Here is a 24,557-nt window from a genome sequence, read left to right on the forward strand (position 1 = left end):
CTCCCCTTCCTACTCTCCCCCCGCTCCCCTTCCTTTTTGTGGGTTTTTTTTTTTTTTTTCCCCCCGTCCCGGGGAGAAAAAAACCCCCCAGCACTCAACGAAGGAGCGGAGGGCGAGGACCGTGCAACGAGGAGGTTGCCTTGGGTGTCAGCGAGTCAGGGTTGTCCGGTGTCATCCGCGAGCTGGTGGGCGCGCTCGGTGCGGAGCAGGTCGTCACGGACCGGCAGCGGCGGCGGACCTACGAGTGTGACGGCCTCGCCGCGTACCGCGTGATCCCCGGGGTCGTGGTCCTCGCCCGGGACGCCGCCGACGTCGCGACCACCGTGACGGCCTGCGCCCGGCACGGCGTGCCGTTCGTCGCGCGAGGGTCGGGCACGGGGCTGTCGGGCGGGGCGCTGCCGCACTCCGAGGGCGTGCTCGTGGTCATGTCGCAGATGCGGGCGGTCCGCGAGATCGACGCCGACAACCAGCGCGCCGTGGTCGACCCGGGGGTGATCAACCTGCACCTCACGGCGGCGACCAGCCCCGACGGCTACTACTTCGCGCCGGACCCGTCCAGCCAGTCGGTGTGCTCGATCGGCGGGAACGTCGCCGAGAACTCCGGCGGGGCGCACTGCCTCAAGTACGGCTTCACCACCAACCACGTCACGGGCGTGGACCTGGTCACGCCGGGCGGCGAGCAGGTCGAGATCGGCGGCAAGGCGCCGGACGCGCCCGGCTACGACCTGCTCGGCGCGCTCGTCGGCAGCGAGGGCACGCTCGGCGTGGTCACGGCGGCGACGGTGCGCCTGACCCGGCTGCCACAGGAGGTCCGCACCCTGCTCGCCGCCTTCCACACGATGGACGACGCCGGGGCCGCCACCTCCGCGATCATCGCGGCGGGCGTGATCCCCGCGGCGATCGAGATGATGGACGCGCTCGCGATCGAGGCCGCGGAAGCCGCGGTGCACTGCGGCTACCCGCACGGGGCGGGCGCCGTGCTCGTGGTCGAGCTGGACGGTCCGGCGCCGGACGTCGCGGGGGAGTTCGACGACGTCGTGCGGCTGTGCGAGGCCGCCGGCGCGTTCGAGGTGCGGGTCGCGGCGGACGACGACGAGCGCGCCCTGATCTGGAAGGGCCGCAAGTCCGCGTTCGCCGCGGTCGGCCGCATCAGCCCGGACTACATCGTGCAGGACGGCGTGATCCCGCGGACGGCGCTGCCGCTCGTGCTGCGCCAGATCGCGGAGCTGGGCGAGAGCGCCGGCGTGCGAGTGGCGAACGTCTTCCACGCGGGCGACGGCAACCTGCACCCGCTCGTGCTGTTCGACGGCGCGGTCGAGGGCGCCGTGGAGCGGGCGGAGGCGGTGGCCGGCGGCATCCTCGACCTGTGCCTGGAGCACGGCGGGTCGATCACGGGCGAGCACGGCGTGGGCGCCGACAAGGCCAAGCACATGCCGCGCATGTTCACCGCCGACGACCTCGACACGATGCAGGCGGTGCGCTGCGCGTTCGACCCCGACGGCATCTCCAACCCAGGAAAGGTGTTCCCGACGCCGCGCCTGTGCGGGGAGCGCCCGGGGCGGCACCAGGGCGCGCACCCCCTGGCGGAGTCCGGCGTGGCGGAGGTCTTCTGATGGCGGACCTGCAGCGGCTCGGCGACGCGCTGTGGCAGCACGGGGGAGAAGTGCGGGAGGCAGGTCCGGGCGACGCCGTCGACGGGGTGCCCGCCACGGCGGTCGCTCGTCCGGCGTCGGCGGAGGGGGTGGCGGCCGTGCTGCACGAGGCGACCGCGCAGGGACTCGTCACCGTGGCGCGCGGGGCCGGCACGGCGCTCGACTGGGGCGCGCCGCCCGAGCGGGCCGACCTGATCCTGGACACCACCGGGCTGGACCGGCTCGTGGAGCACGGCGCGGGCGACCTCGTGGTGGTCGCGGAAGCCGGGCTGCCCGTCGCCGCGCTGTCGGAGACCGTCGGACGGGCCGCCCAGGAGCTGGTGGTGGACCTGGCGCCGGGCCGGCTCGCGGGCGGCTCCACCGTGGGCGGCATGCTGTCGACCGGCGCGTCCGGACCGCGCCGGCTGCAGCGCGGCGCCGTTCGCGACCTCGTGCTGGGCGCCACGGTCGTGCTCGCCGACGGCACGCGGGCTTCCTCGGGCGGCAAGGTGGTCAAGAACGTCGCCGGGTACGACCTCGCCAAGCTCCTGACCGGCGCGTACGGCACCCTCGGTGTGGTGGTCCGGGCCGCGTTCCGGCTGCATCCGGCCCGGCCGGACCGGGCCTTCGTGGTCGGCTCCGGTCCGCTGGCCGACGTCGCCGCGCGGGCGCGGGACGTGGTCGCCTCGCAGCTCGCGCCCGCGGCGGTCGAGATCGACCGGCCCGCCGGGAGCGACGTCGCCGAGGTGGTGGTGCTGCTGGAGGGGACGGCGGACGCCGTCGGGCAGCGGGCCGCCGCGGCCGCCGACCTGCTGGGCGGGCGGGTCCAGGCCGGGCCGCCGGTGTGGTGGGGCGAGCTGCCGGGCGCCGCGTGGGCCGGGCCTGGCGGGGTCGTTGCCGGGCGCGGGGGCTCGCCGGGCGCCGCCCTCGGGCAGCCGGGGCCGACCCTGGCCAAGGCGACCGCCACGCTCACCGGGGTGGCCGCCCTGCTGGCGGCGGCGCGGGACGCGGAGCAGCGGTACGACGTCGGGATCGCGCTGCGCGGGACCGCCGCCGGGGTGCTGCATGCCGCGGTGACGGGCTCGCCCGAGGCGACCGCGCTCGCCGTCGGGCACCTGCGGGCGGCCGCGCCCGGTCCGCGCGAGGGGACCGTGACCGTGCTGCGGGCGTCGCGCGAGGTGCGGGCGGCGCTGGACCCGTGGGGTCCCGTGGGCGGGTTGGACCTGATGCGGGCGATCAAGCGACAGCTCGATCCCGGGCGGAACCTGGCACCGGGCCGATTCGTGGGAGGCATCTGATGACCGAGGCGAAGCCGGACCTGCTGGGCTCCTTCGACGGGCCGGGGTCCGACGGGCCAGGCATCGACAGGGGTGCCTTCGACGGGCACCACCCGCCCGCCCGGGAGCTGGTGGACGACTGCGTGCACTGCGGGTTCTGTCTGCCCGCGTGCCCCACCTACTCGCTGTGGGGCGAGGAGATGGACTCCCCGCGCGGCCGGATCCACCTCATGAAGCAGGGGCTGGAGGGCGAGCCGATGTCGGCGTCGCTCGTCCAGCACGTCGACGCGTGCCTCGGCTGCATGGCGTGCGTGACGGCGTGCCCGTCGGGGGTGCAGTACGACAAGCTCGTCGAGGCGACCCGGCAGCAGGTCGAGCGGCGCGGCGCCGAGCACCGGACGCGGGGGCAGCGGCTGCTTCGGTCGGCGGTCTTCGCGCTGTTCCCGCGGCCGGAGCGGCTGCGGCGCGTGCTCCCGCTGCTCGCGGCGTACCAGCGGTCGGGGCTGTCGCGGCTGGCGCGTCCGGTGCTGGCCCGGATGTCGCCGACGCTGGCGACGATGGAGGCGATCGCGCCGCCGGTGGGCCCGCGCATCCCGGTGCCGGCGCTCGTTCCCGCCGTGGGCGAGCGGCGGATGACGGTCGGGCTGCTGCTGGGCTGCGTGCAGCGGGAGTTCTACCCCGGGGTCAACGCGGCGACGGCGCGGGTGCTCGCGGCGGAGGGCTGCGACGTCGTCGTGCCGCCGGACCAGGGGTGCTGCGGCGCGCTGTCCGTGCACGCCGGGCGCGAGGCCGAGGGGCTGGACTACGCCCGGGCGCTGATCGACGCGTTCGCGGACGCCGGCGTGGAGCGGATCGTGGCGAACTCGGCCGGGTGTGGCTCCACGATGAAGGACTACGCGGACCTGCTGGCGGACGACCCGGAGCACGCCGAGCGTGCCGCTGCCTTCGCGGACCGGACCCGGGACGTCTCCGAGGTGCTGGCGGAGCTGGAGCCCGTCGCGCCGCGGCATCCGCTGCCGCTGACAGTGGCCTACCACGACGCCTGCCACCTGCGGCACGCGCAGGGCGTCAAGGCCCAGCCGCGCGCGGTGCTCGCGACGATCCCGGGGCTCGTGGTCAGGGAGATCGGCGAGGGCGACATGTGCTGCGGGTCGGCCGGCATCTACAACCTGACGAACCCGGAGCCGGCGCGCGAGCTGGGCGACCGCAAGGCCGCCCACGTGGCGGCGACCGGCGCCGAGCTGCTGGTCACGTCCAACCCGGGCTGCCTGCTGCAGATCACCGACGCGCTGTCCCGGCAGGGGCGAGCCATGCCGACGGCGCACCTGGTGCTGGTGCTGGACGCGTCGCTGCGCGGTGCCGGCCCGGAGGAGCTGCTGGGCTGAGCCTCGCCCGCGGGCATTGAGTTCGGTCGGTTGCGCTGAGATCGGTCGATCAATCGACCGATCTCGGCGCAACCGACCGAACTCGAACTGGGGTCCGCGGACGCACACGTCACATCCTTTCGACCCCGGGAGACGACGGCTCCCGTGGGAGAATGTTCGGGCATCTGTCATCGAAGGGAACACCGTGAACGAAACGCCCCGTGACCAGGGGAACGACCGCGAGGGCGACCGCCGCGGCGAGCGCAAGGGCGCCTACCGCAACGACGGCCCGCGTCGCGACGACCGGGGCGGTGAGCGCGGTGGAGACCGGGGCCGCCGGTATGACGGCGCCCGCGGCGGCAGCGCGCCCCGGCGCGACGACGACCGGCCGCGCCGGTCCTCCGACGACCGTGGCGGCGACCGGCCGCGTCGTGACGACCGCGGCGGCGACCGTCCGTTCCGGAGCGGAGGCGACGACCGTCCCCGCCGTTCGTACGGCGAGCGGGACAACCGGGGTTCGTACGGCGAGCGGGACAACCGGGCCGGCCGCGACGACCGCGGTGCCCGTCCGTTCCGTGGTGGGGACGGCGACCGTCCGCGCCGGTACGAGGACCGGGACAATCGCGGGGGCGACCGTCCCGCGCGCCGCGACGACGGCCCCCGCCGGTCCTTCGGCGACCGCGACGACCGTCCGCAGCGTTCCTTCAACGACCGCGGTGGCGACCGGCCCCGCCGGAACTTCGACGACCGGGGCGACAACCGTCCGGCGCGTCAGGGCGACGACCGGCCCCGCCGGTCCTTCGGTGACCGGGACGACCGTCCGCAGCGTTCGTTCAACGACCGTGACGACCGTCCGCGTCGGTCCTTCGAGGACCGTGGTGGTGACCGTCCGCGTCGTGACGACCGTAGTGGCGACCGTCCCTTCCAGCGTGGTGGTGACGACCGTCCGCGTCGTTCGCACGGTGACCGGGACGACCGTCCGCAGCGTTCGTTCAACGACCGTGACGACCGTCCTCGTCGGTCCTTCGAGGACCGTGGTGGTGACCGTCCGCGTCGTGACGACCGTGGTGGCGACCGGCCGTACCAGCGCGGTGGCGACGACCGCCCACGTCGTTCGTACGGAGACCGGGACGACCGTTCCCAGCGTTCGTTCAACGACCGCGACGACCGGGGCGCCCGTGACGGCCGCGGCCGCGACGACCGCCCGCAGCGTTCGTTCAACGACCGTGGTGGTGACCGTCCGCGTCGTGACGACCGTGGTGGCGACCGGCCGTACCAGCGTGGCGGCGACGACCGTCCGCGCCGCTCCTACGGTGACCGCGACGACCGTGGCGCCCGCGACAGCCGCGGTGCGCAGGCCGGCGGCGCCCGCTCGTTCCAGGGGAACGACGGCGACCGGCCCCGCCGGTCCTTCGACGACCGTGGTGGTGACCGTCCGCGCCGTGACGACAGGGGCGGCGACCGGCCCCGTCGTGACGACAGGGGCGGCGACCGGCCCCGTCGTGACGACCGCGGCGGCAGCCGCCCGCGCAACGACGACCGCGGTGGCGACCGTCAGCGCCGTTCGTTCGGCGACCGCGACGACCGGCCCCGCCCGGAGAACCACGAGGAGCGTGAGGAGCGCGCTCCCCGCGCCCCCGAGCCGGAGATCGCCGAGGACGCCTCGTTCAGCCAGCTCGACCGCGACGTCCGCTCGCGTCTGCGCGGCCTGAGCAAGGACCACGCCGAGTACGTGGGGCTGCACCTGGTGATGGCGGGCCGGCTGCTCGACGTCGACCCGGAGCGTGCCTACGAGCACACCCAGGCCGCGGTGCGTGGCGCCGGCCGCATCGACATCGTGCGTGAGGCCGCCGGCATCGCCGCGTACCACACCAACCGGTACGCGGAGGCGCTGCGCGAGCTGCGCACCGTCCGCCGGCTGAACGGCTCGTCGGAGCACCTGCCGATCATGGCCGACGCCGAGCGCGGCCTCGGCCGTCCGGAGCGCGCCCTGGCGCTCGCGGCCTCGGAGGAGGCGGCGACGCTGGACGCGACCGGCCGCATCGAGCTCGCGATCGTGGCGAGCGGCGCCCGCTCGGACCTGGGCGAGCACGACGCCGCCCTGGCCGTGCTGGACAAGGTCTCGGCCGAGGACGCCCAGGGCGACCTCGGGGTGCGCGTGGTGCAGGCGCGGGCCGTGGCGCTCGAGGCCGCGGGCCGGGCCGACGAGGCCGCCGCGCTCCTGGCGTCGGTCGACAGCGAGGCCCTCGAGCGGGCGATCGGCGCGCAGACGCCGGACGAGGACATCACCGTGTTCGACGTCGAGGAGGACGCGGCGATCGCCGAGCAGGAGTACGCCGCGGAGCACCCGGAGGAGTTCGCGGACGACGAGGACTCGGACGACGAGGACCCGATTGAGGGCGACGACGAGGACGAGGACGAAGAGGACGAGGAATCCGCTGACTCGGCCGATTCCGAGGACTCCCCGGAATCCGCTGACTCGGCTGACTCGGCTGACTCAGCTGACTCGGCCGACTCGGCTGATTCCGCCGACTCCCCCGACTCAGCTGATTCCGCCGACGAGGACGACGAGGACGACGAGGAATCGGACGACGACTCTCACCGCGACGAGTCCGACGACGACCAGTCCGACCGCGACGAGGCCGGTGCCGACGAGCCCGAGGCGGACGCCGTCGACGAGCCGAGTGCCGCCGAGTCCGACGAGGCCTCGGATGCTCCGTCGACCGGAGCGACCGACGCGTCGCCCGCGACCGAGGTGACGGAGACCGAGGTGACCGCGACCGAGGTGACCGCGACCGAGGTGACGACGTCTGCGTCCGAGGCGACCGCCACCGACGCGGCCGACGCCGAGGGCGAGCCGGCCGCTGAGGGCGACCGGTCCGGCGTCGGGCAGGAGAAGGAGTGACGGCGACCGCCGGGCTGCTGGCGAGCGACGTCCCGCTCGCCGAGGCCTACGACCTCGCGCTCGTCGACCTGGACGGCGTCGCGTACAAGGGGCACCTGCCGATCGAGCACGCCTCGGCGAGCCTGGCCGCGGCGCGGTCGGGCGGGATGCGGCTGCTGTTCGTGACGAACAACGCGTCGCGCGAGCCGGAGGACGTCGCGGGCCAGCTCACCGGCCTGGACATCCCGACCGACCCGGACGAGGTGATGACCGCCGCCCAGGCCTGCGCGGCGCTGCTGACCACGCGGCTGGACGAGGGCGCGAAGGTGCTCGTCGTGGGTGGCAAGGGCCTGGTCACGGCGGTGCGGTCGGCGGGTTTCACCGTGGTGGAGTCGGCGGACGACGAGCCGGACGCCGTCGCCCAGGGCTATTCCCCCGAGCTGGGCTGGGAACAGCTCGCAGAGGCCGCGTACGCGGTGGGCCGTGGCGCCTGGCACGTGGCGAGCAACCTCGACCTGTCGCTGCCGACGGCGCGCGGGTTCGCGCCGGGGAACGGCGCCCTGGTGGGTGCCGTGGTGTCGGCGACGGGGGTCACCCCGGACAGCGCCGGCAAGCCGTCGCCCACGATGTACCGGCTCGCGGTCGAGCGGGCCAGGGCGAGCCGGCCGCTGGTGATCGGGGACCGGCTCGACACGGATCTCGCCGGCGCGCGCGGCGGCGGGTACCCGGGGCTGCACGTGCTGACGGGCGTCTCGACGGCGCGCGACGCCGTGCTGGCCGTGCCGGGGGAGCGCCCCTCGTTCGTGGGGGCCGACCTGCGGGCCCTGCTGGAGCCGCACGGCGCGCCCGCGCTGGCGGACGGCTGGTACGTGTCGGGCGGCGCGGCGGCCCGGGTGGCCGACGGCGAGCTGCGGCTCGACGGCGCCGGCATCGACCTGGTCCGCGCGGCGTGCGCCGCGTCCTGGGCCGCGACGGACGCCGGCGAGCCCCTGGACCAGACAACGGTCCCGGACTTCACGGTCTGATCCGGCTGACCTCGTGAAGGTGCGCTTCTACCCAGCGATCAGGCCCGGAAACAGCGCGATTCCGGGCCCAATCGCTGGGTAGAAGCGCACCTTGCGGGAGCAGGTGCGGTGTACGGAAGTGCGGTTCTACCCCGTCATCGGGCCCGGAATCAGCTGTGTTTCGGGCGCAATGGCGGGGTAGATGCGCACTTCTGTGGCGCGGCGGCGCGGGCGGGCGGCTTCTCCTCGCAGAGAACCTGACGGAATTCTCCCAGGTTCTGTCGGAGGCGACAGGTACCGTGTCTTGCAGCATGCCGACGGTCCGCGCGCGGCGGGTCGTCGCCGAGGAACGTCGCCGAGCAGGCACCAGCAGGGACGAGCACCAGCACGGGCGAAGCACCGGCACGGACGAGCGCAGTACGGACGAGCACAGTGGAGCGTTGACGCACGATGGACGAGTTCTACGAGACCCAGGAACCCGCGACCGGCCCGGCCGATCCCGAGGCGGGCGTCCGGCATGCGCTCGACGCGCTCGACGGGCTGGACGACCTGCCCCCGGCCGAGCACGTCGCCCGGTTCGAGGCGGTCCACGACGCCCTGCGCGCGCACCTGAGCGGTGACGCCTGACGGTGGTGACGACGACTGTGAGCACGCGCGTGGACGCGGAGCTGGTCCGCCGTGGGCTGGCCCGTTCGCGGCGCCATGCCGCGGAGCTCGTCGCGTCCGGCCGGGTCACGGTGGCGGGGCGGGCGGTGGCCAAGCCGTCGGCGGCGGTGTCCGACGGCGACGAGGTGTCGGTCGCCCCCGGCGCCGACCCCGAGCACGAGTACGCGTCGCGCGCCGCCCTCAAGCTGGTCGGGGCGCTCGACGCCCTGGCCCACGTGCCGGGCGGACCGGTGGTCGAGGGCGCTTTCTGCGCCGACCTCGGTGCCTCGACCGGGGGCTTCACGGACGTGCTGCTGCGCCGCGGCGCGGCCCACGTGGTCGCGGTCGACGTGGGCCATGACCAGATCGTGCCGGCGCTGCGCGACGACGACCGGGTCACGGTGGTCGAGGGCCTCAACGTCCGCGAGCTGACGCCGGGCGACCTGGCCCAGGCCCCGGACCTCGTGGTCGCCGACCTCTCGTTCATCTCCCTGACCGTGGTGCTGCCCGCCGTCGCGGCCGTGCTGCGCCCGTGGGCGCAGGCGCTGCTGATGGTCAAGCCGCAGTTCGAGGTGGGGCGCGAGCGCCTGGGCAGCGGCGGCGTGGTGCGCGACCGCGCGCTGCACGCCGAGGCGGTCACCACCGTGCTGCGCGCCGCCGAGGGCCTGGGCCTGCTGGCGCGCGCCGTGGTGCCGAGCCCGCTGCCGGGACCGAGCGGCAACCGCGAGTTCTTCGTGTGGCTGACGCCGGCGGGCGCGACCGACTGGACCCCCGGGGACGACCTGGCGCTCGCGGCGGCCGTCGAGACGGCGGTGGCCTGGGACCCGGCGCACGGCGAGCCCGCGACGCGGCCCGGCCACCCGCCGGAGCCGCCGGCCGTCGTCGTGCACGGACGGCAGGACGACCCACCCCCGGCCGGGGGGCCGGGCGAGCACCAGGACCAGCACACCGACCAGCAGCACACCGACCAGCAGCACACCGACCAGCAGGACATCGACCAGCAGCACCCTGACCGGCAGCACACCGAGCAGAAGGAGCCCCGATCGTGACCCGGCGCGTCCTCATCGTGACCCATGGCGGTCGTCCCCAGGCGGTCGCCGCGCTGGCCGAGGCGCTGCGCGAGCTGAAGGCCGCCGGCTTCGAGTACACGCTGCACGACGACGCGCTCGCGGAGGAGTTCGGCGACCACATGGCGGCCAAGCGCCTCGCGGAGGGCGTGCACAACGCCGAGGCCGTGATGGTGCTGGGCGGCGACGGCACGATCCTGCGCGCGGCGGAGCTGACGCGCGGCACGGACGTGCCGCTGCTCGGCGTGAACCTCGGGCACGTCGGCTTCCTCGCGGAGTCGGAGCGCGAGGACCTCGGCGCCGCCGTCCGGCGGCTGGTCGCGCGGGACTACGACGTGGAGGAGCGCGCCACGGTCGACGTGACGGTGCACCTGCCGGGCACGGCGGAGCCGGTGGTCGGCTGGGCGCTGAACGAGGCGACCGTCGAGAAGGCGTCGCGCGACCGCATGCTCGAGGTCGCGATCGGGGTGGACGGCCGCCCGCTGCTGTCGTTCGGCTGCGACGGCGTGGTGATGTCCACCGCGACGGGCTCCACGGCGCACGCGTTCTCGGGCGGCGGGCCGGTGATCTGGCCGGACGTCGACGCCGTGCTGATGGTGCCGCTGTCGGCGCACGCGCTGTTCGCGCGGCCGCTCGTGATCGGCCCGAAGTCGCGGTACACGGTCGACGTGCTGCCGCAGTCCACGGTCGAGGGCGTGCTGACCTGTGACGGGCGGCGGGAGATCCGGCTGCCCCGCGGTTCTCGCGTCGTCGTGCGCCAGGGCGGTACGGTGCGGCTCGCACGGTTGTCGAACGCGCCGTTCGCGGACCGCCTCGTGTCGAAGTTCAGCCTGCCCGTCTCGGGCTGGCGGGACCGTGTCGGGTCGGGGCAGGCAGCAGGGCAGGATGTACCTTCTGACCCAGCCGACACCACACCAGAGAATTAAGGAGTCAGGTGCTCGAGGAGATCGCTATCGAGAACCTGGGCGTCATCCGCTCGGCCCGGGTACCCCTGTCGGACGGCCTGACCGTCATCACGGGCGAGACCGGCGCGGGCAAGACGATGGTGCTCACGGGGCTGAACCTGCTCATGGGCGCCAAGGCCGACCCGCAGTCGGTGCGCCCGGGCGCGTCGTCGGCCGCGGTCGAGGGGCGGGTGCGCGTCTCCGGGCGTGACGCCGTGCTGGGCCGCGTCGACGAGGCGGGCGGCGAGGTGGAGGACGACGGCACCGTCGTGATCCTGCGCACCATCGCCGACGGCCGCTCCCGCGCGCACCTGGGCGGCCGCGCCGTGCCGCAGGGCGTGCTCGCGGAGATCGCCGAGGACCTGTTCACGGTGCACGGCCAGGCCGACCAGCTCCGGCTGCGCACCTCCGCGAAGCAGCGCGACGCCCTGGACACCTTCGTGGGCCCTGCCCACCAGCGCGTGCTGGCGTCCTACCGCACCGCGTGGAGCGAGCGCGGCGGCCTGCTGACCGAGATCGCGGACCTGGAGGCGCGCGGCGCCGAGCGGGCCCGCGAGGTGGAGCTGCTGCGCATCGGCCTGGAGGAGATCGAGCGCGTCGACCCCGTCAGCGGCGAGGACGCCGAGCTGCAGGCGCTGATCGAGCGCCTGTCCAACGCGGAGGGCCTGCGCACGGCGGCCACCGAGGCGCACGAGGCCGTCGCGGGCGAGGACGCCGACGGCGCCCGGGAGAACGCGATCGCGCTGGTCGAGCGCGCGCGGCGCGCACTGGACGCGGCGGCGCACTCCGACGCCGCGCTCGGCGTGCTCGCCACGCGGTTCGCCGAGGTGGGCTACCTCCTGTCGGACGTGGCGACCGACGTCGCCGCCTACGTGGACGACCTGCAGGCCGACCCGGCCGGGCTGGAGACGGCGCACAACCGGATGGCGGAGCTGAACGGCCTGACCCGGTCGTACGGCGAGACCATCGACGAGGTGCTGCAGTGGGCCAGCGACGCGGGCCTGCGCCTGCTCGACCTGGACGACGGCGGCGACCGCCTCACCTCGATGCGCGCCCGCGTGGCGGAGCTGGACGGCGAGCTGGACCGGCTGGCGGAGATCCTCACGGCCGAGCGCAGCCGCGGCGCGTCCGAGCTGGCCGAGGCCGTGACGAACGAGCTGCACGGCCTCGCGATGGGCGGCGCGCACCTCGTGGTCACGGTGGACGGGCTCGACCAGCCGGGGCCGTTCGGCGCCGACCAGGTGACGTTCCTGCTGGTGCCGCACCCCGGCGCCCCGGAGCGTCCGCTCGGCAAGGGCGCGTCCGGCGGTGAGCTCTCCCGCGTGATGCTCGCCCTGGAGGTCGCCCTGGCGACGTCGGGCGGCGCGGCCGCGGCGCGCACCGCGGACACCCCGCGCAGCACGTTCGTGTTCGACGAGGTCGACGCCGGGGTCGGCGGCCGGGCGGCGGTCGAGGTGGGCCGCCGGCTGGCGCAGCTCGGGCGCAGCACCCAGGTGGTCGTCGTGACCCACCTGGCCCAGGTCGCCGCGTTCGCGGACGCGCACCTCGTGGTCACCAAGAGCTCGGACGGCGAGGCCGGCGCGAGCGACGGCGACGACGGGATGATCACGGTCACGGGCGTGCGCGAGGTCACCGCGGACGCCCGGGTCCGCGAGCTGGCGCGCATGCTGTCCGGCCAGGACGACTCGGAGACGGCGCGTACCCACGCGCTGGAGCTCCTGGAGTCCTCGGTCGTGGGACGATAGAGCGGATGAAGCTGATCTCCCGACCCGAGAAGCGCGCCGACAAGGGCGCAGCGAAGAGTGCCGCCGACCAGGCCACGGTGCTGCCGCAGACCGTGGCGCACGGTCCCGCCCGGATCGGAGCGCGCACCAAGGAGCTCACGTCCCGGCTGAACCACGGCGACGTCGCCGTGATCGACCACGTGGACATCGACCGGGTCGCGGCCGACGCCCTGGTGGCGGCCGCGCCCGTCGCCGTCCTGAACGCCGCCCCGTCGACGTCCGGCAGGTATCCCAACACGGGCCCCGACATCCTGGTCGAGGCCGGGATCGTCCTGGTGGACGACCTGGGGCCGTCGGTCATGAAGATCGACGAGCACGCCGACATCGAGATCGTGGGCGGCGAGGTCGTCGTCGACGGCGAGGTCGTGGCCACGGGCACGTTCCAGACGCCGCGCACGGTGGCGGCGAACATGGCCGCGGCCCGCGAAGGCCTGTCGGCCGAGATCGAGCGGTTCGCCGAGAACACGATGACGTACCTGCGCCGCGAGCGGGACCTCCTGCTCGACGGCGTCGGCGTGCCGGACATCCGGACCCACATCGACGGCCGGCACGTGCTGATCGTGGTGCGGGGCTACCACTACCGGGAGGACCTGGCGCAGCTGCGGTCCTACATCCGGGAGAACCGGCCCGTCCTGATCGGCGTGGACGGCGGCGCCGACGCGATCATCGACGCGGGCTGGCAGCCCGACATGATCGTGGGCGACATGGACTCCGTCTCCGACCGGGCGCTGGCCTGCGGCGCGGAGATCGTGGTGCACGCCTACCGCGACGGCAAGGCACCCGGGCTGGAGCGCGTCAAGGCGCTCGGCGTGGAGCCCGTCGTCTTCCCCGCCACGGGGACCAGCGAGGACATCACCATGCTGCTGGCCGACGACAAGGGTGCCGAGCTCATCGTCGCCGTCGGCACGCACGCCACCCTCGTGGAGTTCCTCGACAAGGGACGCTCGGGCATGGCCTCCACCTTCCTCACCCGGCTCCGGGTCGGCGGCAAGCTGGTCGACGCCAAGGGCGTGTCCCGGCTGTACCGCACGCGGATCTCGAACACCCAGCTCACGCTGCTGTCCGGCGCGGGCGTCGCGGCGGTGCTCGCGGCGCTGGCCTCGACGTCGGCCGGCCAGACCTTCTTCGGACTGATGGGGGCGCGGTTCGACGACGTCGTGTCCTGGATCGGTCACCTGTTCGGCGGCTGACCTGCGAGGATGCTTCCTCGCAAGCACGCCGCCCCGACCTGACACCGGGCCTTCCACCGCCCGGAACATGCTTAAGGACTCCTTCCCACCGTGATCGACTTCCGATACCACCTCGTCTCGCTCATCTCCGTCTTCCTCGCCCTCGCGGTCGGCATCATCCTCGGTGCCGGACCCCTGCAGGGGGCGATCGGCGAGACGCTGACGGAACAGGTGGACGCACTGCGTGCCGAGCGTTCCGACCTGCGCACCGAGCTCGACGCCACGCAGAGCGCGCTGGACGGCGACGAGCGCTACATCGAGGCGGCGGGCCAGCAGCTGGTCACCGGCTCGCTCGAGGGCGAGCGCGTGGCCGTGGTGCAGCTCGGCGAGGTCTCCCAGGAGGCGCACGACGGCGTGCTGAACCAGCTCGACACCGCCGGCGCCTCGGTCGTGGCCAAGACGGAGCTCACGGACGCGTGGACCGACCCCGCCGAGGAGTCGACCCGCGAGACCGTGGCCGAGGGGCTGCGCGCCAACCTCGGCTCCGCGGTCCCCGAGACGGACGACCCGAACGCCGTGCTCGGCGCGGCGCTCGCCCTGTCGCTCACCGGCAGCGACGGCGGCACCGACCGCAGCTCGCAGGCCACCGACCTGGAGGCCCAGCTGGAGCGCTTCGGCTTCGCGGAGCCGGGCGACGACCAGACGGAGACCGCGCAGGCGCTCGTGCTGCTCGTGGGCCCGGCCGGGCAGCCGCAGGAGACGGCGGACGGCGCCACCGAGGAGGCGGAGCCGACGCCGGACGTGTGGACGGCCGTGACGCTGGCGGCCCAGGAGGTCTCGGGCGCGGCGATCCTCGCCGGCCCGACCGACGACCCGGGCGACGCCGTGCAGGCCGTGCGCGACGACGAGGACATCGCCGCGGTGGTCACGACCGTCAGCGGCATCGACCGGCTCGCGGGCCGGATCAACGTGCCGCTCGCGGTGGCGGCGCGCCTGAGCGGCGTCGTGGGGCAGTACGGGCTCGAGGACGACGCGACGACGGTGCTGCCGCCGGCTGTCGACAACACGCCCGGCGACACCGTGGGCGACACCGCCGGCTGAGCGGGTACGAGCCGGGGCCGAGCGGTACGAGCAGCGCAAAGACCGACACACAGACCGAGGGGTAGTCATGGGTGCAGGAAGGTTCATCGTCGCGGGCGTCGTGGCCGGGATCGCGACGGCGTTCGCGCGCCGCAAGCTCGACGAGAAGGTCGCCGCGGGCGCCCTCGGCGGGGACGACACGTGGACGCGGACCAACCACCGCGGCGAGCCGATCAGCCTGCTGGAGGGCCCGGCGGTCACGGCCGGCCTCGTCGCCGGCGCGGCCGTCGGGGGCGGCGCGGCCCCGGGCGCCACGGCGTTCGCCACGGCCGCCGCGGGCGGGTTCGGCCTCTACGACGACCTCGCCGAGGACACCGCCACCCGCACGAAGGGCCTGCGCGGCCACCTCGGCGCGCTCAAGGAGGGCCGCCTGACCACGGGCGGCCTCAAGGTGCTCGGCATCTCCGGGTCCGCGCTGCTGGCGTCCGCCGTCGGCACGCCCCGCACGGCGCGCAGCGCGTTCGGCCACGTGGTCGACATCGGCCTCAACGGCGCGCTCATCGGCGGCACCGCCAACCTGATAAACCTCTTCGACCTGCGTCCCGGCCGGGCCCTGAAGGCCGGCGTCGCGGCGAGCCTGCCGTTCGCCCTCGCCGGCACGGGCGCGGCGGGCGCCGTGCTGGGCGCCGCCGCGGCGGCGGCCCCCGGTGACCTGGGGGAGAAGGACATGCTGGGCGACGGCGGCGCCAACGCCCTCGGCGCTCTCGTCGGCAGCCAGGTCGCGTTCAACGCGCCTCGCGCGGTGCGGTGGGCGGCGCTCGCCGGCGTCGTCGGCCTCATGCTGGCGTCGGAGAAGGTGAGCTTCTCGAAGGTGATCGCCGACAACGAGTGGCTGAACAAGGCCGACATGCTCGGCCGGCGCCCCTCGGCCGCGGTCGAGGAGTCGGTCGCCGAGCTCGCCCAGACCAAGCCCGTGGCCACCCCGGGCGCGTGAGCCGCACCCAGTCCCTGGCGAGCGCGGCGCTGCTCGTCACCGTCGTCACCCTCGCCAGCCGCCTGGTCGGCTTCGGCCGCTGGCTCGCGCAGGGCGCGTGGCTCGGGTCCGACGGCATCGGCACGGTCTTCAACTCGGCCAACCAGCTGCCCAACCTGCTGTTCGAGGTCGCGGCCGGCGGCGCGCTGGCGGGCGCCGTCGTGCCGCTGCTCGCCGGGCCCCTGGCCCGGGCGGCGTTCACCGCCGACGGCACCGTGGCCTCGAAGGAGCAGGCCTCCCGGATCGCGTCGGCGCTGCTGGGCTGGACGCTGGTGGTCCTCGTGCCGCTGGCGGGCCTCACCGCCCTGCTCGCGCGGCCGATCATCAGCCTGACCGGGCTGGACGATCCCGTACAGGTGGACGTTGCCACGGCGTTCCTGCGGGTGTTCGCCGTGCAGGTGCCGCTCTACGGGATCGCCGTCGTGCTGGGCGGCATCCTGCAGGCGCACAAGCGGTTCTTCTGGCCGGCGTTCGCGCCGCTGGTCTCCAGCCTCGTGGTCATCGCGGTCTACGGGGTCTTCTACCTGCTGGCCGACGGCAACCAGCAGGACGTCGCCACGCTCTCGTCCCAGGCACTGGTGTGGCTGGCCTGGGGCACCACCGTGGGCGTGCTGTTCCTGGCGCTGCCGCTGGTGGTGCCCGTGTGGCGCACCGGCCTGCGGCTGCGGCCCACGCTGCGGTTCCCGTCGGGGGAGGGGCCGCGCGCCGCGCGTCTCGCCTTCGCGGGCGTGGGCGCGCTGGTGGCCCAGCAGCTCTCAGTGTTCCTCACGCTGCGCGCGGCCAACGCCGCCGGCGGCGACGGCACGCTCTCGGTCTACCTGTACGCACAGCAGGTCTACCTGCTGCCGTACGCGGTGCTGGCGTTCCCGATCGCGACCAGCGCGTTCCCGCACTTCGCGGAGCACGCCTCCGCGGGCCGGACCGGCGAGCTGCGCGACCTGGTCGCCCGCACGACGCGCACCCTGCTGCTCGTGACGGCCCTGGGCATGGCCGCGCTGATCGCGGCCGCCCCGTTCGTCGAGCAGGTCTTCGACCTCATCGTGCGCGGCGACGCCCCCGGCCTCGCCGCGGGGCTGATCACATTGGCGCCCGGGCTGATCGGGTTCGCGCTGATCCTGCACCTGTCGCGCGCGCTGTACGCCGTCGACCACGGGCGGGCCGCGGTGACCGCGACCGCGAGCGGCTGGGGCGTCGCAGCGATCGGAGCGGCACTGGTGCCGGTGCTGTTCGCGTCGCGGACGCGGGAGTCGGTCTGCTTCGAGTCGTCCTCCGCCTGCGTCGACCTCGCGCTGCGGACCGACGTGATGGCGGCCCTGGGCGCCGTGGGCACGGCCGGGATGGTCGTGGCCGGGCTGGGGCTGCTCCTGGCCGTCCGGCGGCACCTGGGCGCGCCCGCGCTCGGCGGCGTCTGGCGGGCCCTGCTCGTGGTCCTGGTGGCCGCCGCCGTCGGCGCCGGCGCCGGGCTCTGGCTGCCGTGGCGGCTCGGCCTGTGGGAGAGCTCGTTCCTCACGTCCACGAACCAGGTGCTGAACGAGGTGCGGTTCGACGGGGGTGAGTTCGCGGCCGAGCTTGGCCTCGGGCTGGCCTTCGGGCTGCTGGCCGCGCTCGTCGCGCTGGCGGTGGCGGTGCTGCTCGACCGGGACCTGCGCGCCGCCGTCGGACCGCTGTTCAGGAAGCTGGGGAGGAAGTTCTCCCGGAAGGCCTGACTTAGCGAGCGCGAACGTCGCAGCAGGGGCAGACTCGACCAAAACCGGTCGATAGTTCCCGCGCGATGCGCGCGTGTGCTGGTCGTTACACCACCAGCACGCCGTACCTCGTTTAGGATGGAGTTCCGTGGTCGAACACCGAAGCAGTCTCCAGTCCCGTCAGCGGTCCGGCGCCTCCACGCCGACCAAGCACATCTTCGTCACCGGTGGTGTGGCGTCCTCTCTCGGCAAGGGTCTGACGGCGTCGTCACTCGGCCGCCTGCTCCGTTCTCGTGGCCTCAGCGTCACGATGCAGAAGCTGGATCCCTACCTCAACGTGGATCCCGGCACCATGAACCCGTTCCAGCACGGTGAGGTCTTCGTCACGGAGGACGGCGCCGAGACGGACCTGGACATCGGGCACTACGAGCGCTTCCTCGACGTCGAGCTCCCCGCCTCGTCCAACGTGACGACCGGCCAGGTGTACTCGCGCGTCATCGCCAAGGAGCGCCGCGGCGAGTACCTGGGCGACACCGTGCAGGTCATCCCGCACATCACCGACGAGATCAAGTTCCGGATGCGCGAGCAGGCGTCCGACGACGTCGACGTGATCATCACCGAGATCGGCGGCACCGTCGGCGACATCGAGTCGCAGCCCTTCCTCGAGTCCGCGCGGCAGGTGCGGCACGAGCTCGGCCGCGACAACGTGTTCTTCCTGCACGTCTCGCTGGTGCCGTACATCGGCCCGTCGGGCGAGCTGAAGACCAAGCCGACGCAGCACTCCGTGGCCGCCCTGCGCTCGATCGGCATCCAGCCGGACGCGATCGTGCTGCGCTCCGACCGCGTGGTGCCCGAGAGCATCAAGCGCAAGATCGCCCTCATGTGCGACGTCGACAACGAGGCAGTGATCAACTGCGCCGACGCGCCGTCGATCTACGACATCCCGCGCGTCATCCACTCCGAGGGCCTGGACGCCTACGTGGTGCGCCGCCTGGGCATGCCCTTCCACGACGTGGACTGGGACGGCTGGAGCCGCCTGCTGGAGCGCGTGCACGAGCCCGAGCACAACGTCGAGGTCGCGCTGGTCGGCAAGTACATCGACCTGCCCGACGCCTACCTGTCCGTGACCGAGGCGCTGCGCGCCGGCGGGTTCGCGAACGACGCGAAGGTGGCGATCCGCTGGGTCGCCGCCGACGACTGCCAGACGCCCGAGGGCGCCCAGGCCTCCCTCGAGGGTGTCGACGCGGTGCTGGTGCCCGGCGGGTTCGGCGTGCGCGGCATCGACGGCAAGGTCGGGGCGCTGCGCTGGTCGCGCGAGAACCTCGTGCCGACCCTCGGCATCTGCCTGGGCCTGCAGTCGATGGTCATCGAGTACGCCCGCAACGTGCTGGGCTGGGCCGACGCGTCGTCCACCGAGTTCCACCCGACCAGCAGCCACCCCGTCGTGGCGACCATGGCCGAGCAGAAGTCGATCGTGGAGGGCGAGGGCGACATGGGCGGCACCATGCGCCTGGGTGCCTACGAGGCGTCGCTCACCGCCGGCTCCGTCGTGGCCAAGGCCTACGGCAGCGAGAAGGTGACCGAGCGCCACCGCCACCGGTACGAGGTGAACAACGCGTTCCGCGTCGAGCTGGAGGAGGCGGGCCTGCTGATCTCCGGCACGTCCCCCGATTCGTCGCTCGTGGAGTTCGTCGAGCTGCCCGCCGAGACGCACCCGTACTTCGTGTCCACGCAGGCACACCCCGAGTTCAAGTCGCGCCCCACGCGAGCACACCCGCTCTTCGCGGGCCTGATCGCCGCGGCGCTCGAGAAGCAGTCCTCATGAAGCTGGGGATCGTCGGCAGGTGCGGCGGAGGGACAGCATGAGCAGCGACGAGGTCACGGACGTCATCGACCCCCGCCCCGCGCGGCGGCTCGACGTCCCGTTCCAGGGTTTCGTGGTCGACATGGTCTCCGACGAGGTCGACCTCGGCGAGGCCGGCGGCATCGTCCGGCGGGAGTACGTCGACCACCCGGGCGCGGTCGTCGTCGTGGCGCTGACCGACGACGGCAACGTGCTCCTGCTGCGCCAGTACCGGCACCCGGTCGGGGCCTTCCTCTGGGAGGCGCCCGCCGGCCTGCTCGACCTGGACGGCGAGGACCCGCACGTCGCGGCGGCCCGCGAGCTGGCCGAGGAGGCGGACATGAACGCCGGCTCCTGGGACGTGCTGCTGGACCTGCTGCCCACGCCGGGCGGCAGCAACGAGGCCGTCCGCGTGTACCTGGCGCGCGACCTCACGCCCGTGCCCGACGACGAGCGGCACACGCGTGAGGCCGAGGAGGCCGACATGGTCGTGGTCCCGGTGCCGCTGGAGGAGGCCGCGGCGCTGGCGCTCGCGGGCCGGCTGCACAACGCGGCGACGATCGCGGGCGTGCTGGCGGCGGCGATCGGCCGGGCCTCCGACTGGGAGACGCTTCGCCCTGTGGACTCCCCGTGGGAGTACCGCAAGAACTGAGGCTGACCTGAGGCAAAATTCAGGTCGCATGTGTTGCTGACTTCGGTCGGTTGCTCCGAGATCGGTCCGTCGACGGACCGATCTCGGGGCAACCGACCGAAGTCGTTTCTGGCGTTCCCCTTGAAGGTGATGGGCTGCTGCGCGAGTGTCAGTGGTAGGGGCTAGCGTGGGAGACCTGGGTGGGAGATATGTCTGGTATCTCCCCGGGAAGGGGCGCGGCGATGACGGGCACCGAGGTACAGACCGAGCAGGTGGGTTCCAGGACAGAGCCGACGCCGTCGGGCAGTACGCCGACGTCGGGCGAGCCGCGCCGCAGGATGCCCGCCGGGCTGGCGGGCGTGCTCGGGTTCGTGCTGGGCGCGGCGCTGACCGCCGGGCTGGTCGCGGGCGCCGTCTCCGCGCTGCGCGACGACTTCCGCGACGCGATCTGGCGGACGCTGCTCGACGGGCTCAACCCGTTCACCACGGGCCAGGTCGACCGGTCCGAGACGCCGGTGCTGGTCAGCATGCACGACCTGGCGCGGTTCGTGGCGGCCGAGGCGCAGTACGAGGTGCTGGTCGACCTGGAGAACGACGTGAGGTACGTGCCGAGCTGGCTCGCGGGGGAGCGGATCGTGCTCGCGGTGAACGGCTCGGTCGACGCGTACGTGGACTTCCGCGACCTGGACGCGGACGCGATCGAGATCTCGGACGACGGCACGACGGTCACCGTCACGCTCCCGGAGCCGGAGCTCGCCGAGCCCCGCATCGACCTCGACGCCAGCCGCGCCCTGACGGAGGACCGGGGTCTGGTCGACCGCGTGGGTGATCTCTTCGACGCCGACACCGACGCCCGCCAGGAGGCGCTCGCGACGGCCCAGGACCGGATCTCGGACGCCGCGGCGGGCTCCGACCTGGACGAACGGGCCCGCGCGAACACGACCGCGACCCTGGAGGCGATGTTGTCCCCGTTGGGGTACGACCAGGTCGTGGTCGAGTTCGGGTAAGTGTCCGGGTAAGTCGCGAAGGTCGCTCACCGGGCGTGTCATAACGGCGTCACCGTGCTGCGCTATTCTCCCCGCGTGACCAGCGAACCCGACATGCTTCCCAACGTTTCGTCCCTTCCGGCGTGGCTCGTTCCGTCCGTCTACCTCAACTGGTCCGAGGACTGGCTGGGCGAGGCGGTCGCCATCGCGAGCCGGAGCCACGAGCACCGCCTGCCCGGTGGCGCGGACGGCCCGCAGCGCGGCGACGTCGTCGTCACCGTCGTGGGCTCCGAGCCGGGCATCGTCGCCGCGGTCGAGCTCATGGGCGCCAGCCAGGGCGAGGACTGGGTCAGCGACGAGGTCTTCGGCCCGGACAAGCCCGTGGTCTGGGACGACCTCTTCAACGGCGCGGCCGCCTACGCGCGCTCGTCCGGCTGGCTGCCGCAGGAGCACGCCCGCCTGGTGCTCGACGGCATCGCCCACCAGTACAAGCACGGCGCCACCGGCACGCTCGACGCCGGCAACTGCGAGACCGACGAGCTGTCGCCCAACCTGCACGTGCTGCGCCTGCTGGGCCACAAGCAGGTCTCGGGCACGGACCTGCGCCGTGAGGAGCGCTGCGCGTCGTGCGAGCGGTTCGTCGACGTCATGCAGCTGCGCCCGCACGACGACGGCGCCCACACCGGCCAGACCGGCGAGCGCCCCCTGGCGGACCTCATCGAGCAGACCTTCCTGGTGTGCGGCCCGTGCCACGCCCTGCTGCACCCGCACGCGGTGCTGTCGCAGCGCGCGCAGATGCGCCCGTCGTGCCCGTCGTGCGGTCAGCGCGGCGCCACCAAGCGCATCGTGTGGGGCCAGGCGATCCACGACAACATGAAGCTGGAGCCGGACGTCGTGTACGGCGGCTTCGACACCCCCGTGCCGACGCCGGACTGGTACTGCCCGGAGTGCTACGCGAACTTCTCGTCGGGCGCCGTGGCGCAGCGCGCCCTGGGCGACGTGCCCGACGCCGTCCCGGTGGGGGTCGGCGCGGTCGGCACCCCCGCGAACGGCGAGGACCTCTGGGTCCCCGAGGTCTGATCCGCGCACCCGCTTCACGTGTCAGACCCTCAGGCCACCGAAGGTGACCTGAGGGTCTGACACGTTCCGGGGTTACTGCGCGCCCGCGCCCAGGAGGCGGTCGTACTCCGCCATGGCCGTGGCAACGGCGGTCTGCGCCCAGAACCGGTGGTAGGTGAACTGCGGCACGTCGCCGCCGTCCAGGTACTCCTGCACCTCGCCGAACATGGGGTCGTCCTCGTAGAACGAGCGCAGGTCCAGGAACGAGACGCCGGACGTCGCCCGGTCGCCGTTCGGGTAGGTCCCGGTCCAGCCCTGCGGCACGTAGACGCCGTCGCCGCCGGGCTGGTACTCGTCGTCGAACCGGCCGAAGTCGGCGCGGGACTCGACGGTGGCGATGCCCTTGTCGTCGCTGTTCTGCTCCCACATCGCGTCGAGCAGCGCCTTGGCGGTGTCGGCGGCGGCCTGGTCGCCCGAGGCCGCGGCGTAGTAGATCAGAGTGCGGGCGATGGCGCCGGCCACGCCGACGTCCTGCCCGTGGCCCGTGACCTCGACGTGCAGGCCGGTGTTGGCGCCCGGGGTCGCCGGGTCCCAGGTGTCCGGGGCTCCGGTCCAGGACAGCTCGGACGGCACCTGCCAGGAGTCGGCCGTGACCGTGATCTCGTCCAGCACCCAGGGCACCCACCTGTCGAGGATGTCCTGCGCCCGCTCGTCGCCCGTCTCGTGGTAGAGCTGCGCGATCCGCTCCACGCCCCAGCCCTGCATGCCGAACCACTGGTTCGACGGCGGGTCGTGGTAGACGGGCGCCTCGTCGTAGACCATGTCGTAGAAGGTGGGCGCGCCGGCGGGGTGCGTGCCGTAGGCCCCGTCCACGCTGTTGGTCGCGCCGCCCGCGATGCCGCCCTCGGCCGACTGGAGCCACTGGAAGAACTCGATCTGGCGGTCCAGGCTCACCGCCCAGTCGTCCTGCGCGGTCGGGGAGGCGGGGACCAGGCCGGCGTCGGTGGACAGGGCGTAGGCCGCGAGCGGGTTCTGGTAGCCGAAGTGCGCGTGCGACGAGCCGATGCGCCAGGCCCAGGGGCCGCTCGTGTCCAGCGCCCCGCCCCACGCGTAGTACCAGGACAGCAGGTAGTGCGCCGAGCTGCGCCCGGAGCCCGCCTGGCAGCTCGTGGACTCGCAGCCGATCTCCTTGAAGTACTTGTCGAACAGCGAGTAGCGCAGGTAGTCGCCCATGCGGGACGCCTTCTCGACCGTGCCGGAGACCTCGGCCCCGGCGCCCTGCTCGGTCGCGAACTGCTGGGCCCAGTAGGCGGCCTCGACGGCGCGGGCGTCGGCGTCGGGCGCGTTGGTGTACTTCCACTGGCGCGCGTAGCTCGCGTCCCCGGTGAACAGGTCCAGGTAGCCGTTGGGGCCGCCGTAGGAGAAGTCGTCGATGGCGGGCTGGGGGATGGTCTCCCAGACCGACTCCTGCGGGCCGCGCTGGAAGGTGTTGATGTACGACGTGCCCTCGTAGTCCGGTCCCAGCAGCTCCGAGGAGCCGGGGGCGGCGCCGAAGCCGTACACGTTGTCGACGTCGGCCAGCCAGTGCATGCCGTAGATCTCGTCCGTGCCGTAGGTCTGGCTCAGCTCCGCGCCGATCGGGTCCTGGCCCACCGCCACACCGGAGTCGAGCCGGGCCGGGTAGGCGCTCGGGTGGTTGTGCTCGGGCGCGTAGGTGGCCGGGGAGCCCGGGTTGTACGCGCCGTTGGTCGGCTGGTTCTCCGTGGTGGGGATCATGTACGCCTCGAGCGTGTCCCAGGCGTGGTTGAACGGCTCCCAGTCGCCTGTGACCTGCCCGTACGACGTCTCCAGCCACAGCCAGAAGCTGTATGCCTCCGACGTCGTCTCGTGGCCGTAGTCCGGTGCCTCCACCAGGAGGGTCTCGGCCGAGTGGTACGGGATGCCCTGCGCCGAGAAGTAGCCGTTGGCCGGGTCGTGCAGCTTCTCGTACAGCGCGAGGAACCGGTCGGCGTACTCGCCGGCCGCGGCGCGGGGTTGCGCCTGCGGTGCGGTCTGTGGGGCGGGTGCCCGGTCCCGGCCGGCGTCGAACGGGCCGGCGGTGGCGGGCAGCACCCCCAGGGCGCCCAGCGACAGTGCGGCCAGTGCTGCTGCGGCCAGGACTCTGCGCCTTCGTACTCTGTTCATGGCGGGGCCTCCGGGTGTGCCTGCGTGCGTCGTCGGACGCCGCCCGCGGTGCGGGCGCACCCTCGACGGTCGGCCTGCCGGTGCGGTGGGGCAACGGACTTAACTGATTCACACGGCGATGCGGGAGACTGCGCACGGGGCCGGGTGCGCGCCCGGGTGCGGGGCGGGATCGGCAAGGAGGTCGGCAGTCTGCACCAGGGGCAAAAAAAGACTCGGGCAAACCCGCCACAAAACACAAAACCCTAAGGGAAAGGCCAAAACCACAAACCAAATCAACAACCCAGCCT

19 protein-coding genes are annotated in these 24,557 nt (G+C 73.6%); 17 read left to right on the forward strand and 2 right to left on the reverse strand.

The window, feature by feature from the left end; all coding sequences use genetic code 11:
- Positions 1 to 140 precede the first annotated feature (140 nt).
- From ACFV9Q_RS26030 to ACFV9Q_RS26040, 3 genes are read left to right on the forward strand one after another with little or no spacing between them, the layout of a single operon-like run.
- The gene (locus tag ACFV9Q_RS26030; RefSeq protein ID WP_377236827.1) at positions 141 to 1,613 is read left to right on the forward strand and encodes an FAD-linked oxidase C-terminal domain-containing protein; all 1,473 of its coding nucleotides are present in this window, start codon (positions 141 to 143) and stop codon (positions 1,611 to 1,613) included.
- Positions 1,613 to 2,929, forward strand: coding sequence for an FAD-binding oxidoreductase (locus ACFV9Q_RS26035; protein ID WP_377236828.1), 1,317 nt, complete (start codon positions 1,613 to 1,615; stop codon positions 2,927 to 2,929). Before ACFV9Q_RS26030 ends, ACFV9Q_RS26035 begins: the two co-directional genes overlap by 1 nt.
- A complete protein-coding gene (locus ACFV9Q_RS26040) occupies positions 2,929 to 4,293 on the forward strand; it encodes a heterodisulfide reductase-related iron-sulfur binding cluster (protein WP_377236829.1) in 1,365 nt (454 codons plus the stop codon). Before ACFV9Q_RS26035 ends, ACFV9Q_RS26040 begins: the two co-directional genes overlap by 1 nt.
- Before the next feature lie 109 nt (positions 4,294 to 4,402).
- Here ACFV9Q_RS26040 and ACFV9Q_RS26045 read toward each other — a convergent pair whose 3' ends face one another.
- The gene (locus ACFV9Q_RS26045) at positions 4,403 to 6,016 is read right to left on the reverse strand and encodes a hypothetical protein (protein WP_377236830.1); all 1,614 of its coding nucleotides are present in this window, start codon (positions 6,014 to 6,016) and stop codon (positions 4,403 to 4,405) included.
- Here ACFV9Q_RS26045 and ACFV9Q_RS26050 point away from each other — a divergent pair.
- From ACFV9Q_RS26050 to ACFV9Q_RS26115, 14 genes are all read left to right on the forward strand, one after another.
- Complete coding sequence (locus ACFV9Q_RS26050) at positions 6,005 to 7,177, forward strand: hypothetical protein (protein ID WP_377236831.1); 1,173 nt, start codon at positions 6,005 to 6,007, stop codon at positions 7,175 to 7,177. The two genes, ACFV9Q_RS26045 and ACFV9Q_RS26050, sit on opposite strands and share 12 nt — an antisense overlap.
- Entirely contained in the window at positions 7,174 to 8,181 is a 1,008-nt protein-coding gene (locus ACFV9Q_RS26055) for an HAD-IIA family hydrolase (RefSeq protein WP_377236832.1), read from the forward strand. The genes ACFV9Q_RS26050 and ACFV9Q_RS26055 overlap by 4 nt, the downstream gene beginning before the upstream one ends.
- 429 nt (positions 8,182 to 8,610) lie before the next feature.
- The gene (locus ACFV9Q_RS26060; RefSeq protein ID WP_285101938.1) at positions 8,611 to 8,787 is read left to right on the forward strand and encodes a hypothetical protein; all 177 of its coding nucleotides are present in this window, start codon (positions 8,611 to 8,613) and stop codon (positions 8,785 to 8,787) included.
- Positions 8,788 to 8,792: 5 nt separating this feature from the next.
- The gene (locus ACFV9Q_RS26065; protein ID WP_377236833.1) at positions 8,793 to 9,854 is read left to right on the forward strand and encodes a TlyA family RNA methyltransferase; all 1,062 of its coding nucleotides are present in this window, start codon (positions 8,793 to 8,795) and stop codon (positions 9,852 to 9,854) included.
- Positions 9,851 to 10,798, forward strand: coding sequence for an NAD kinase (locus ACFV9Q_RS26070; protein WP_377229968.1), 948 nt, complete (start codon positions 9,851 to 9,853; stop codon positions 10,796 to 10,798). The genes ACFV9Q_RS26065 and ACFV9Q_RS26070 overlap by 4 nt, the downstream gene beginning before the upstream one ends.
- 8 nt (positions 10,799 to 10,806) lie before the next feature.
- Entirely contained in the window at positions 10,807 to 12,561 is a 1,755-nt protein-coding gene (gene recN / locus ACFV9Q_RS26075) for a DNA repair protein RecN (RefSeq protein WP_377236834.1), read from the forward strand.
- A 5-nt stretch (positions 12,562 to 12,566) separates the two neighbouring features.
- Positions 12,567 to 13,790, forward strand: a complete 1,224-nt coding sequence (gene steA, locus ACFV9Q_RS26080; RefSeq protein WP_377229966.1) for a putative cytokinetic ring protein SteA — start codon at positions 12,567 to 12,569, stop codon at positions 13,788 to 13,790.
- A 90-nt stretch (positions 13,791 to 13,880) separates the two neighbouring features.
- The gene (locus ACFV9Q_RS26085) at positions 13,881 to 14,870 is read left to right on the forward strand and encodes a copper transporter (protein WP_377229965.1); all 990 of its coding nucleotides are present in this window, start codon (positions 13,881 to 13,883) and stop codon (positions 14,868 to 14,870) included.
- Positions 14,871 to 14,937: 67 nt separating this feature from the next.
- The gene (locus tag ACFV9Q_RS26090) at positions 14,938 to 15,843 is read left to right on the forward strand and encodes a hypothetical protein (RefSeq protein WP_377236835.1); all 906 of its coding nucleotides are present in this window, start codon (positions 14,938 to 14,940) and stop codon (positions 15,841 to 15,843) included.
- The gene (gene murJ, locus ACFV9Q_RS26095) at positions 15,840 to 17,588 is read left to right on the forward strand and encodes a murein biosynthesis integral membrane protein MurJ (protein WP_377236836.1); all 1,749 of its coding nucleotides are present in this window, start codon (positions 15,840 to 15,842) and stop codon (positions 17,586 to 17,588) included. The genes ACFV9Q_RS26090 and murJ overlap by 4 nt, the downstream gene beginning before the upstream one ends.
- Before the next feature lie 127 nt (positions 17,589 to 17,715).
- Positions 17,716 to 19,392, forward strand: a complete 1,677-nt coding sequence (locus tag ACFV9Q_RS26100) for a CTP synthase (protein WP_377229962.1) — start codon at positions 17,716 to 17,718, stop codon at positions 19,390 to 19,392.
- Positions 19,393 to 19,429: 37 nt separating this feature from the next.
- The gene (locus ACFV9Q_RS26105; RefSeq protein WP_020012930.1) at positions 19,430 to 20,062 is read left to right on the forward strand and encodes an NUDIX domain-containing protein; all 633 of its coding nucleotides are present in this window, start codon (positions 19,430 to 19,432) and stop codon (positions 20,060 to 20,062) included.
- Positions 20,063 to 20,283: 221 nt separating this feature from the next.
- Positions 20,284 to 21,048 carry a DUF4230 domain-containing protein gene (locus ACFV9Q_RS26110; RefSeq protein ID WP_377236837.1) on the forward strand — a complete coding sequence of 255 codons (765 nt, stop codon included), beginning with the start codon at positions 20,284 to 20,286 and terminating at the stop codon, positions 21,046 to 21,048.
- A 75-nt stretch (positions 21,049 to 21,123) separates the two neighbouring features.
- Entirely contained in the window at positions 21,124 to 22,107 is a 984-nt protein-coding gene (locus ACFV9Q_RS26115; protein WP_377236838.1) for a hypothetical protein, read from the forward strand.
- A gap of 72 nt (positions 22,108 to 22,179) precedes the next feature.
- Here the strand turns inward: ACFV9Q_RS26115 and ACFV9Q_RS26120 are convergent, their stop codons facing one another.
- Positions 22,180 to 24,270, reverse strand: coding sequence for a glycoside hydrolase family 48 protein (locus ACFV9Q_RS26120; RefSeq protein ID WP_377236839.1), 2,091 nt, complete (start codon positions 24,268 to 24,270; stop codon positions 22,180 to 22,182).
- Positions 24,271 to 24,557 lie beyond the last annotated feature (287 nt).

It is taken from the genome of Promicromonospora sp. NPDC059942, from assembly GCF_042731755.1.
GTDB lineage: Bacteria > Actinomycetota > Actinomycetes > Actinomycetales > Cellulomonadaceae > Promicromonospora.